Source organism: Coleofasciculus sp. G3-WIS-01, from assembly GCF_040223135.1.
Classification (GTDB): Bacteria; Cyanobacteriota; Cyanobacteriia; order Cyanobacteriales; family Coleofasciculaceae; genus Coleofasciculus.
On sequence record NZ_JAVJZI010000124.1, the window covers coordinates 1 to 12,738 of the forward strand.

Here is a 12,738-nt window from a genome sequence, read left to right on the forward strand (position 1 = left end):
ATGTATGGACTATCATCTGATGTGGCAGCTGCCCTAGCAATTGCCAGAAGAGGAATGAATTTAAGTGAGAGATTGCCGCGCTCTGTGTCCGCCTATCTCGGAGTGAATCCGAGAAAGCACGTATGGAGCGCTCTATATCAATTTAATAGTTTTATTGGTCGATGCCCTGTAGTCAATCGTAGACACGATTACTACAATGTCTCTAACTGGGAGCCGTTGGTTAAGGCTGATATCGAGCAACAACGCCGGGTATCAGCCAAGCGCAAGCGTTAACGGTCATCGACCAAAAGTTACACCGTGGACTTATACCAAGGCAGAATTACTTATGGGTAGGTTTGTCTAGGTTTTTAGAAGCGGTAAAATGATCAAGTTACTCCTCTATTCCTCAAAGGCTTGCCCATTCATCTAATGCGATCGCGATGGGTGAATGCTCAACTCCAGAATGTATCATCTGATTCCGGCTCTTGGTCAGCAGAAGCCGTGTGATTTTGCACCTCGGTGTCTTGGTCATCGACTGAACTCTTTTGTAATTGACGACATCTAGACAGGAGTTCTGCCAGATTTTCTTCCATATCTTTGAGGTCAAATAGCTGGATTGGGTTGGAAAAGGACATTTAGTTATTCTCTGAATGGTTTACTTTTACCTAGTTATAGTATTCCAAATACAAACCTGAATTCCGTGTATTACTTATAATTTTTTGATGAAGTTGTTGCTAAAAAATGGTAAAGATAATACTCTTCTGATAAAAATTAATCAATAAGTTTTTCACCTGAAAATATGTCAAGGAAAATTAAAGAATAAGTCGTAATTACACTGGGGGCAAGGGCGGGTCGATCTCATCCATTTTTTGCCAGAGAACGAATTAATCTCGCTTTTTTGTTAGCTATTAAACATATATAAAATAGTTTTTTTGTGGATGCAATATTCTCAAGTTGCGCTCTTATACCCACCTCAATGCTTCTTAGTATTAATTTTCCCAAAAATTATATATTTGTGGCTATACATATTGCCTCGTTTAGTCTGCCTTTGAAGCAACAACTTTAATTCCCCAAAAAATTAAGTGATAATCGGCAAAAACATGAGTGGCAATTTGAGGATGCTGAATCTGTAAATAGTTTAGCAATAAGTCAGAGTCTCCGCCAGTTAAGGCAATCGGGCTGTTAGGGAATCGATGCAACCAGTCGGCAATAAACTCTCGAATTCCTGCTAGTAGAGTATAAATAACGCCACTTTCAATAGCAGCAGAGGTGTCCACTGCCCAACGGTTGGGTAATTGGCGCTTAGGTGAGATAGAAGGTAAAGCGGCTGTTTTGTGGGCTAATGATTCTAGTTGTAATTTGAGTCCTGGTAAAATAGCACCACCCACGAGATGGCGATGATCATCGACACCCGTAAAGGTTAGTGCTGTCCCCGCATCAATCACCAGCACCGGATAATCATAGGTTTCCCCCGCCCCTAACACAGCGAGGGCGCGATCAATGCCCAAGGTGGGATAGACGCCTAAAAGCGGTACATCCTCTAGAGTAATGACGTGGGCAGCAGGATAGGTTTGCCACAATGGGGTTTGCTCAGGAATGACTGAAGCGATATAAAGGGGTAGGTATTGATTGGAGGAATACCAGGAAACGAAGGGTTCACCGAAAACGGTGGTAGGTAGAAGACCAGATGTCCAGTGTTGGATGAGCCATTCCACCTCTGCTGCAGGAAAATGCTGGGTATGCCAAGCATCTTGGAGAGTATCTCCCGCAAACCAAGCCCAGTGCAGCCGAGAGTTACCAATCATCAATGCGACATAATGGTCTTGGACATTCATGTTCGGTTAAAATTACTTAAACGTTGGAGATTGGAGATGGGATAGGTTAAATGTATACCATTGGGTGCAATAAAAATTTCAAAATTACCGCTTACCAATTCTGTTGGATGTTTGACTTATCCCAGTTCACTTCTAAAAACAGTAGTTGACCCTGCCAATCCCCCAAACCATTGATTTGCTGATCTACCTATTACCAATCAAGGGCATTCATTGCTGGGGGGAGGGAATAATCTGCTTTCATTGTTGGTTAATCCTGATCAGGTGCAAATGCGATAAGTAATTAGATCCATCTTACGGCTTAGGAGAAAGGTTGCCTTGAGCTTGAGTATTTTATATTGATGGATAAGGAGGTTCATGTATGTACGTACCCGTTTGGCCCGGTAAAAGTTACCCTTTAGGAGCAACCTGGGATGGCAAAGGCACAAACTTTGCTTTGTTCAGTGAGAACGCAGAGGCGGTCGAGCTTTGTTTATTTGATGATGAGAATCAGGAGACACGCTTGGAGTTGACGGAAGTCAGCAACTTCGTCTGGCATGGTTATTTACCGGGGATTGGTCCGGGACAACGGTACGGTTTCCGAGTCCATGGTCCCTATGCACCGGAGGAGGGTCATCGTTTCAATCCGAATAAACTGCTAATTGACCCTTATGCTAAGGCATTGGATGGCGAGATTGGCTATGGTGAGGAAATCTTTGGCTATCCGTGGGATGATCCAGAGAAAGACTTGGCATTGTCTGAAATTGATGATTCTCACCTCATTCCCAAAGCCGTCGTTGTTGATGAGTCTTTTGACTGGGAAGATGACGAATTCCTGCAACGACAGGCTCACGAAACGATTATTTACGAAACCCACGTTAGGGGCTTCACTCAGCTACACCCAGACATCCCTGAACCCTTACGCGGCACCTATGCGGGACTGGCGCATCCTGCCGCGATCGCGTATCTTCAGACTTTGGGGATTACGGCGGTGGAATTGCTCCCCGTACATCACTTCTTGTCCCAACCGGGACATTTAGTGGATAAAGGGTTAAAGAATTACTGGGGTTACGATTCGATTGCCTATATGGCGCCCCATGCCAACTACAGTGCCAGTGGGACTCAAGGGCAACAGGTGAGTGAGTTTAAGGAAATGGTCAAGGCGCTGCATAAAGCGGGCATTGAGGTGATTCTGGATGTCGTTTACAATCATACCGGCGAAGGAAATCATCTCGGTCCTACCCTTTCACTGCGCGGAATTGACAATGTAGCCTACTACCGCCTCATGGAAGATGACCTCCGCTATTACATGGATTTTACCGGGTGTGGTAATTCCCTGAACGTGCGTCATCCCCAAGTCCTGAAGCTAATTATGGATAGCCTGCGGTATTGGGTGCTAGAGATGCATGTGGATGGTTTTCGCTTTGACTTAGCCTCGGCATTAGCACGAGAACTCTATGAGGTGGATAGTCTGGCGGCATTCTTTGATATTATTCACCAAGACCCCGTCCTCTCAAATGTGAAGCTGATTGCTGAACCTTGGGATGTGGGCATGGGAGGCTATCAAGTGGGTAAATTTCCCCTGCTGTGGTCAGAGTGGAATGGGCAATATAGAGATACCGTGCGAGACTTTTGGCGAGGTGAAGATAGCAGTTTAGCTGAATTTGCCTATCGCTTCACCGGCAGTTCTGACTTGTATGAGTCCAACGGACGCCGACCTAGTGCTAGCATTAACTTCATTACCGCCCATGATGGATTTACCCTGAATGACCTCGTAAGCTACAACGAAAAGCATAACGACGCCAATGGGGAAGAAAACCGGGATGGGGAAAGCCATAACCGTTCCTGGAATTGTGGGGCGGAAGGAGAAACTGATGATCCAGAGATTCTGCAGTTGAGGAATAAACAGCGGCGCAACTTTCTGGTAACGCTGATGCTATCCCAAGGCGTTCCCATGCTCTTAGGCGGCGATGAAATTGGGCGAACCCAAGACGGGAATAATAATGCATACTGTCAGGATAGTGAAATCTCCTGGTTTGATTGGGATTTACCGGAGGGAAATGCCTCACTTCTCAACTTTACCCGTCAACTGATTTACTTCCGCCGCCAGCATCCGATTTTCCGGCGACGCAAGTGGTTCCTCGGTCGCGCTATCTACGGTTCTAGCGTTAAGGATATTGCTTGGTTCAACCCCGATGGCGGCGATATGACAGAGGATCAATGGCTGGCAGGATATACCAAAGCGATCGGTATTTTCTTAAACGGTGAAGAAATTGCCGCGCGGGGGGATGAGGGAGAACGAGTCATGGATGATAGTTTCTTCCTCTGCTTCAATGCTCACTATGAGATGATTGAATTTACGCTCCCCCCAGGATTGCAAGACCGGGAATGGCTGGTTGTGATTGACACCGATAAGCCTCGCTTTATCGAGGAGGAGATCAGCTATACCGAGGATAAGCCGATCTCTGTCACCGCGCGATCGGTGATGGTGTTGCGACGACGATAAGGTTAGCTGTAGAGACGTAGCCTGCTACGTCTCTATAATTATGCTCCCCCATCTTCCTCATCTCCCCCATCTACCACCATCGCAATTGTAAATACCCGCGTTCGGGTTGCTTCAATTCCTCATCGGTTAGCCATTCTACAGGCTTATACGTCCCGAAAACCCGATCCCACCAATCTACAGCTAAACCAAAATTGTGATGCCACATTTGATATTTGTGGTGGACATAGTGAACAGGCATTTTCATCCAGAAGCACCGTCTTGGATTGTCGTGCTGTAGCTGATGGGCATAGGCAGAAAAGGCAGCATAAAAAAGTCCACCCAGGAACCAACCGAGTCCAACTTGCCAAGAATAGAAGAATAGGAGACACATGACAATAAAGCTACCCCGCACATAATCCCGGAACTCCCACAGCACCCCCTGTCCTTCATTGCGGCGGTGATGATCACGATGACGTTCACCAATGCGGGCATTAGCGTGCATCAAGCGATGCATCCAGTATTCCACGAAAGAAGCGAGGACAAATGCCAGAACAAAACAGATGATTGGGCTAATCAACTCTTTTCCCTCACACGTTCGACTAACTAATTGAGCGACAATTTGCTTCTCAGTATATTATCGGGGAATTTTTATCTCCCGGCTGCCTAAGAAGGGCGGGGTCAGTGCCAAAAGGTTATTGGTAAAACCCACCCCTACCCTAGGGAAGATTGCGTGGTGGAACCGTTCGCCCTTCATAAAATCGTCGTTCCAACCTACCCAATCCAAACCAGCCGATGCCAGCAATTAACGCAACCCCACTGGAGAAAATGGCTGAGATGGTTGCCGTTTTGTCAAAAAACAGCGCCAGTAACGGGATAATCGCCCAAGCAATTGCCCCCACGACAGCAACACCACGACGAATCTGCCGAATTTTAGCTAAGGCGGTGCTGCAACTTTTACACTTTATCGTATGGGAGTGATAGCGATCCAGTAGCGTCTCCTGTGATAATCGCGGAGGTAAGGGTTGGTCAGGGAATGAATCTGCATTATATTGATTCACCCACGATCTAAATCCTTAAGGTAATGAACGGGATAGTTCCTAATTTCACGGAAAAATACGGAAATTAGTTTGTAAGAGTAATCTTAACTGGGTGAACTACTACACCCTCTATCCCATTGCAGAAAGCATCTGGGACTACGCAAGCGGATAATGTTGTAACTTCCATTTGTGTCGGCGTTAAACTTAACGCCGTTTTTTGATTTGTACAACCCGCGCTTAAGGCGACGACCGCTAAACTTTGCGGTTTTGGCTTCTGCTGTTCCGTAAACAGGAAGAGGATCTCCGTCTAAGAAACTGGCAAGCGAAGTGTAGGATTCTTCGGTGATGACAACCTTAATGCCAACCAACTGAGCCTTGTAAGTCAACATCTCAATGAATCTAGAATGAGGAACGCTGGTGAAGTTTTGATTATTGGCTTTACCAATATTGAGTTCCTGCTTCCAGTTCTCATTTTTTCCGATTACAAGAGTTGAGATATTCTTCTCAACTAATCGATTAATAATGAAACGGCTGGACTTATGGAGATAGTCATCTATCTTGAATCCTCGCTTAGTTGACAAGCGCTGAATCCTGTTAGATGTTTTCCTGTTTCCCTTGAGACGAGACTGAAGCTCAGCTTTCTTTTTGTTATAGAAATTATTAACTGCTTTAACGGGTCTGCCATTAATCAGGAAAGGTTTAAAGCCTTTTTGATTGGAAGTTACAGCCGCTAAGTTGTTAAGACCAATATCTACACCTGCTACGGCTTCACCGTCTACCAGTTGTTCAACGGATTGTTCATAAATTATCTCAACCACGTAGTAGTTAAGACGGGGAATAATTCTCACCTCATTGATATTTTGCTGATTACAAGAAATCATCAGGTCTGTTCCCGATGGTTTCACCCATCCCTTCTTCAGCTCTTTGGAGCTAATAGCCTGGATGGTGTAAACCAAGAGATTGCGCCCCTTCTCCTTGTCTTTATATTTAGGGAGTCTAGGCTTTCCCAGGAACTTGGAAGGGTTTTTCTTGTAAGCTTTATCCGCCTCTTTCCACGCTTTCCAATTTCTATCTAAACAACGAAGAACTTGCTGAGAGACTTTGCGGGGCAATTCGCAATACGATTCTTCTGCTTGCATCCGAGACGCCATTTCGTTGTAAGAGAGAACTTGATTGGTTTCAAAGAAGTGTTGACGAATTTCGTAATTAGCTCGGTTGTAGAGATTTTTAGACTTAAATGCCAAGCTATCAATCTCTTTCCATTCCCGGCAACATTTCCGAATTACATGCTTCTCAACAAGTCTCATTGTCTCCATTTGACTGAAGCTCACTAATGAGTTTTGACCTCTTGCGCTTTGCTCTTCTCATCCCATACAGCCTTGCACAAAATGATGTAATGACACTCGCTCTCATCTGTTATCAAGTCTTCTTTGTCGTCAGGAACACCATTAACGATTTCGAGTCTTCTGTCTGTTTCTGATAGAAGAATTTCGATATATTTAGCACCGAATCTAGTTAAGCGATCTTTGTGTTCTACCACTAAGACGCTGAAACTCCTGTCCAAAAAGAGTTGATTCAGTTTCTTGCGATTGTCATTCAGTCCACTCCCTACTTCTTTCACAACCTTGTTGACGGCATAGCCTGTCTTCTGCTGCGTACTGAGACAGTCTTTCGGCAAGCCTATCTAAGTTGCTTTTATTTTCTGAGCTGGAGACTCTGGCATAAATGCAAGCAACGATAGATGCAAAAAATGCGTCGGTTTCAATCAGTATAGTTCCTGTTGGAAGCTGGCGACCTTTAATGATGCCTTTCTTCCACCAGCTCCACGCCGTCCTATAACTGACGCCTTGAGCTTTTGCGTAATCTGATAATTTCATGGGGTAACCTTATCGACCTATGTGTAGATTACCGCATATTGCCGCTATTTTCCGTATTCTTAATGAATGTAAACAATACCAGGCTTCTGTGCGATCGAAGGAATGGGTCATGGTTTAGGCAACAGGGCATTCTCATAAGGCTCCTATCCAAGTTTATACAGAAAAGGCGGCTGGAAACCCACGACATCAAAGCGTGAGATGAGCTGAATCTGGGAAAAACGTTCATCATTGATTCCTACCTTAGAAGGATGAATCATCAGCTTACCCCCTGTCAGGATATTCCTGTAGACATGGTGGCTACCAGTTAACGAGACAATCCTGATACTATCGCCGCAGGAATGGCACAAGGCTGCTGCTGAAATGTTAGCTGTGTAGATTCAAGAGGCAATCGCCTAGAGAGGCTAAGCGAGAACAACGCCATACCCTTTGGCATTCCACCTGAAATCGGGTTAATTCAACCTGAGATTTATTGTGCTGTTTCTGTGAAAAAAAGGAGGTTTCATGCAAGGCAAGCAATGGTGGAAAAACGCTGTCATTTATCAGATTTCGCCGTGGAGTTTTAAAGACACCATAGAAAATGGCAAAGGAGACTTAGAAGGGATTATTGAGAAACTCGATTATATAGCTGCCCTTGGCGTTGATGCCATTTGGTTAACGCCCATCTTTCAATCCCCGATGAACGATCTAGCCTATGATATTACCGACATGCGTAAGGTTGATCCAATGTTTGGGACGCGGGAAGACTTTGAGCGATTACTGAACCTATCCCATATCCTGGGTCTGAAAGTGATGATTGATCAGGTTTGGAATCACACGTCAGATCAGCATCATTGGTTCCAGGAAAGTAAAAAAAGTCGGGATAATCCCAAAGCCGATTGGTATGTTTGGGCAGACGCCAAAGAAGATGGTTCACCTCCTAATAATTGGCTATCAGCCTTTATGGGTGAAAGTGCTTGGCAATGGTCAGGTGAACGTCAACAATTTTACTTCTATAATTTCCTCCCCAGTCAACCGGATTTGAATTGGCATAATCCGGACGTGGTTGATTCCTTGATGAAACGGGCAAAATTTTGGCTGGATTTAGGTGTGGATGGTTTTCGCATCGATGCGCCTAACTTTTTCTTGCATGATGCCAAATTGCGAGATAATCCGCCTCGCCCCGATGATGCACCCTTACCCGATGGCGTTGCTCCCGATAATCCCATTGTTCGGCAGTTATTTAAATATAATTTCTGCCGTGAAGAAACCTTAGAAGCGCTCAAACCGATTCGGGAACTGGTGGAGCAGTATCCGGGAGTAATTACCTTAGCTGAAGTCACGTTCTGTGAAGATTCAATTGTTCTATCAAGTCAGCATGTGGGACGCGATAAATTACATATGGCGTATAACAGTGCACTGCTAGTTGATGAACCGATTAGCGCTAAATTAATGCGCGATACCCTGAACAAAGTGCAACATTATTTCAGCGAAGGGGGTAATTGCTGGATTGTCGGGAATCATGATTATGGTCGTCTCAAATCCTGTTGGACAGGAAAAGATGCTGAAGGGAATCCCTATCCAGAGGAATTTTATCATGCGATCGCGGCAATGTTACTCTCCCTACCCGGAGCCTTTTGTCTCTATCAAGGAGACGAGTTAGGCTTACCCGAAGCCCGAATTCCAGAGGATATTCCCCCCGAAGAAATTAAAGATCCCTTTGGTAAAGCCCTGTATCCAGAAGTTCCTGGGCGCGATGGTTCCCGCACACCGATGCCTTGGAAATCTTATGCCGCCAATGCCGGATTTACTGTCGCCCAACGCGCCTGGTTACCTGTTTCCGAGTCTCATTTGGGTCTAGCCGTAAATGTCCAAGAACCTGATCCCAACTCCCTATTAAATACCTGGCGGCGTCTGACGCATTGGCGTCAAGATCAACCCGCTTTAATCCAGGGAATGACTAATGCTAAAGTACTGGATACAGACGAACCTCTATTTGCCTTTATTCGGGAATCAGAGGAACAGCGTTTACTATGTATTTTCAATCTCGGTGATACACCAGAACAGTATGATTTGTCAGCTTATCCAGATTGCCAGGAAGTCAAGGGTTCTGGGTTTACCACAGACCGATCCGGCGATCAGCTAAAAATCCCCGCTTATGGCGTCTTTTTTGGGGAATTAAATTTATCTGAAGCTAACGAGTAAACATGAATGCTATCTGGTTCTGCCCGTTATTTGAATCGCCAATGGATGATTTTGGCTATGACGTGACGGATATGTACACCATTGATCCAGATTTGGGAACATTGGAGGATTTTGATCAGCTTTTGGCAGATGCCCATAATTCAGGCTTTACGGCTGATAGGCAGGGCGATACAATAAGTCCGGAAGAACCAGTAAAGCCACAATAGGTAACAACAAATAAATTTAATCGCGTATGATTGAACAATCTACCCTCAATCCTAAATCTACCACCTTAGACAAGGTTAAAAAACCCAACTCAAATCAAAAATCCAATGAGTGGTGGCGTAGTGCTGTTATTTATCAGGTGTATCCCCGCAGCTTTATGGATAGTAATGGGGATGGTATCGGTGATCTGAAGGGGATCATGGAAAAACTGGACTATATCGCCTCCCTGGGCGTTGATGCGGTTTGGGTTTCACCATTTTTCAAGTCCCCGATGAAGGACTTTGGTTATGATATTTCTGACTATTGTGCGATAGAACCCATTTTTGGCACAATGGAAGACTTCAAGTGTCTCCTGAAGAAGGCAGATGAATTGGGCTTAAAGGTACTCATTGATCAGGTATGGAACCACACATCAAACGAACATCCCTGGTTTATCGAGAGTCGCAGTAGTCATGATAATCCCAAAGCTGACTGGTATATTTGGGCGGATGCAAAGCCAGATGGAACCCCGCCAAACAACTGGCTTTCAACCTTTGGTGGGAGTGCTTGGACATGGGACTCTCAACGGGAACAGTATTACCTGCACAATTTCCTAGCCGAACAGCCCGATTTAAACTGGTATAACCCAGAGGTTAGACAAGCCATTCTGGATGTGGCAAAGTTTTGGCTAGATTTGGGTGTCGATGGTTTCCGCCTAGATGTGGTGAATTTCTTTACCCATGATCGCCAACTACGGGATAATCCACCCCGACCCAAAAATATGAAGCGACCGGCTGGAGCAGATCCCTACGATCCATTTTTCTCTCAATTGAATAAATATAACTTTTGCCAACCGGAAACCTTGGAATTTCTTAAACCAATTCGGGAATTGATGGATCAATATCCCGGAACAATGACGTTAGCTGAAATTAGTTCGGCTGAAGATGCGATTGTCACCTCCAGTGAATATGTTAAAGGCGAGAAACGCTTACATACAGCCTATAACTCAGTCTTGATGCATGATGAACCCTTGAGTTATGAGCGAGTGCGCGACATGATCGAGCAGGTAGAAGCTCATTTTCAAGAGGGGGTGATCTGCTGGACAGGGGGTACCCATGATTTTCCCCGACTCAAAAGCCGCTGGCTGAAGTTTCTCATTGATGATAAATTCACTCATGCCATCTTTGACCATCTGTTTATCGCGCTACAGCTTTCGCTACGGGGAAGTTGCTGTATTTATCAAGGGGATGAACTAGGTTTAACCCAAGCCACGATTCCCTTTGAAAAAATGCAAGATCCCTTTGGACTAGCCGGGTATCCATCCATTGTAGGTCGAGATGGCTCACGCACCCCCCTACCCTGGCTCAAAGATGCGCCTAATGCTGGCTTTACCGCAGCAGCAGAACCCTGGCTACCCATTGCAGAGGAACATCGCGATCAGGCGATTGACCAGCAGGATCATGAAGCCATGTCTCTTTTGAATAAATATCGCCGTTTGATTCATTGGCGCAAGCAACAACCGGCTTTACTTAAAGGGGATTTAACGCTGCTGGATACAGATGAACCGCTAGTGGGATTTACCCGCCAATGTGAGGAACAAAACCTCCTTTGTCTGTTTAATTTGAGTCCACTACCTGTTCATTTTGATTTATCGCCCTACCCCAATTGTTTGAGAGCCGATGAGTCTGATTTTACTAACCGACGGTATGATGGCGTTGTAGAAGTTCCCGGTTATGGCGTTTATTTTGGAAATTATTCAACTGAATAACGTTTAATTTTCAAAGCCTAGAGGTTTGGGTATCATTGATTAACAAAGGGGGGATTTGGTAGGATTCTCCCTTTGTCCTAAGCCCCCCTTGAGATCGGGCGATTTTAATCGCGGTTACACAAACCAAGTCCGCCTGCGCGGACTGGATGATAAAGGGGTTAGTCAACCCGGATTTAGTTCACAGACTCTGGACTTCAGCGACTTCTAATCATACTTATGATGCAGTACAGACGATTTGGGCGTACCGAACTACAAATGCCAGTACTCTCCTGCGGCGGAATGCGGTATCAATTTAAATGGAAAGATATGCCCGCCTGGTTAATTCCTCAAGATAATCAACACAACTTAGACACAACAATTCGTCGAGGGATTGAAGTCGGCATTAATCATATTGAGACGGCGCGGGGTTACGGCACGTCAGAAATGCAGTTAGGCAAGATTTTGCCCACATTTGTGCGTGACCAATTAATTGTCCAGACAAAAGTTAGTCCTAAATCAGACCCCAAAGAATTTCGGCGTCAGTTTGAACAATCATTGAAATTCCTGAAACTGGATTATGTTGATTTACTCGGACTTCATGGAATAAACACGCCTCAATTACTCCATGATAGCATTCGTCCTGGGGGCTGTCTGGATGTGGCGCGTCAGTTGCAAGCTCAAGGAAAAGTGCGGTTTATTGGCTTTTCTACCCACGGCGCTACTGATTTAATTATCAAAACTATTGAAACGGATCAATTTGATTATGTAAATCTGCACTGGTACTACATTAATCAGTTTAATTGGTCGGCGATTGAAGCCGCCACCCGTCACGATATGGGCGTTTTTATTATTAGTCCGTCGGATAAAGGAGGAATGCTGTATAAACCGCCGCAACGGTTAGTTGAACTCTGTCAACCGTTGAGTCCAATGGTATTTAATGACTTATTTTGCCTTTCCCATCCCCAGGTACATACCTTAAGTTTAGGTGCATCCCGCCCCAGTGATTTTGATGAACACTTGAAAGCGGTTGAATTATTGGATCAGGTTGATGAAGTATTACCCCCCATTGTCGCACGATTAGAAGAAGCCGCGATCGCACGACTCGGTGAAGACTGGTTCAAAACCTGGCACATCGGTTTACCCAGCCACGAGGACACCCCTGGTGGAGTGAATATCCCGGTAATTTTGTGGCTGAGAAATTTAGCGATCGCCTATGATATGGTTGAATACGCTAAAATGCGTTACAACCTCTTAACCAATGCGGGACACTGGTTTCCGGGTGCTAAAGCCGATAAAATCGCAAAATTCAATCTTCAGGCATGTTTACACCGGAGTCCCCATGCTGATACAATTCCTACTTTACTCGAGGATGCTGATCAGCGCTTAGGAGGTGCAACGGTTAAACGCTTATCCCAACAATAACCTATAGAGATTCGAC

At 45.1% G+C, this 12,738-nt stretch carries 9 protein-coding genes and 3 pseudogenes; 6 read left to right on the forward strand and 6 right to left on the reverse strand.

The features are described from left to right. Window positions 1–273, forward strand: a pseudogene (locus tag RIM23_RS12270) (hypothetical protein); the annotation flags it as partial. 158 nt (window positions 274–431) lie between these two features. Here the strand turns inward: RIM23_RS12270 and RIM23_RS12275 are convergent. Next, window positions 432–614 carry a hypothetical protein gene (locus RIM23_RS12275; RefSeq protein WP_446367438.1) on the reverse strand — a complete coding sequence of 61 codons (183 nt, stop codon included), beginning with the start codon at window positions 612–614 and terminating at the stop codon, window positions 432–434. Between the two features lie 402 nt (window positions 615–1,016). Further along, window positions 1,017–1,814 (reverse strand): pantothenate kinase, encoded by a 798-nt coding sequence (locus tag RIM23_RS12280; RefSeq protein ID WP_446367440.1) that lies wholly within the window; start codon window positions 1,812–1,814, stop codon window positions 1,017–1,019. A 358-nt stretch (window positions 1,815–2,172) separates the two neighbouring features. Here RIM23_RS12280 and glgX point away from each other — a divergent pair, with 358 nt between their 5' ends. Beyond that, window positions 2,173–4,296, forward strand: coding sequence for a glycogen debranching protein GlgX (gene glgX, locus RIM23_RS12285; RefSeq protein ID WP_446367442.1), 2,124 nt, complete (start codon window positions 2,173–2,175; stop codon window positions 4,294–4,296). A gap of 70 nt (window positions 4,297–4,366) precedes the next feature. Here the strand turns inward: glgX and RIM23_RS12290 are convergent, their stop codons facing one another. The 4 genes and pseudogenes from RIM23_RS12290 to RIM23_RS12305 form a co-directional block, all read right to left on the reverse strand. Beyond that, window positions 4,367–4,852, reverse strand: a complete 486-nt coding sequence (locus RIM23_RS12290; RefSeq protein ID WP_446367444.1) for a sterol desaturase family protein — start codon at window positions 4,850–4,852, stop codon at window positions 4,367–4,369. Between the two features lie 139 nt (window positions 4,853–4,991). Continuing rightward, complete coding sequence (locus tag RIM23_RS12295) at window positions 4,992–5,333, reverse strand: hypothetical protein (protein WP_446367446.1); 342 nt, start codon at window positions 5,331–5,333, stop codon at window positions 4,992–4,994. A 64-nt stretch (window positions 5,334–5,397) separates the two neighbouring features. After that, a pseudogene (locus RIM23_RS12300) lies at window positions 5,398–6,619 on the reverse strand (RNA-guided endonuclease InsQ/TnpB family protein). Continuing rightward, window positions 6,606–7,189: pseudogene (locus RIM23_RS12305) on the reverse strand (IS607 family transposase). Before RIM23_RS12305 ends, RIM23_RS12300 begins: the two co-directional pseudogenes overlap by 14 nt. Window positions 7,190–7,690: 501 nt before the next feature. Between RIM23_RS12305 and RIM23_RS12310 the strand changes: the two are divergent. From RIM23_RS12310 to RIM23_RS12325, 4 genes are all read left to right on the forward strand, one after another. Next, the gene (locus RIM23_RS12310) at window positions 7,691–9,370 is read left to right on the forward strand and encodes an alpha-glucosidase family protein (RefSeq protein WP_446367448.1); all 1,680 of its coding nucleotides are present in this window, start codon (window positions 7,691–7,693) and stop codon (window positions 9,368–9,370) included. Window positions 9,371–9,372: 2 nt separating this feature from the next. Then, the gene (locus tag RIM23_RS12315) at window positions 9,373–9,576 is read left to right on the forward strand and encodes an alpha-amylase family glycosyl hydrolase (protein ID WP_446367450.1); all 204 of its coding nucleotides are present in this window, start codon (window positions 9,373–9,375) and stop codon (window positions 9,574–9,576) included. Window positions 9,577–9,602: 26 nt separating this feature from the next. Further along, window positions 9,603–11,321: an alpha-glucosidase family protein gene (locus RIM23_RS12320; protein ID WP_446367452.1), complete on the forward strand. Its 1,719-nt coding sequence runs from the start codon at window positions 9,603–9,605 to the stop codon at window positions 11,319–11,321. Window positions 11,322–11,540: 219 nt separating this feature from the next. Then, on the forward strand, window positions 11,541–12,722 hold the full coding sequence (locus RIM23_RS12325) for an aldo/keto reductase (RefSeq protein WP_446367539.1): 1,182 nt from the start codon (window positions 11,541–11,543) through the stop codon (window positions 12,720–12,722). Window positions 12,723–12,738 lie beyond the last annotated feature (16 nt).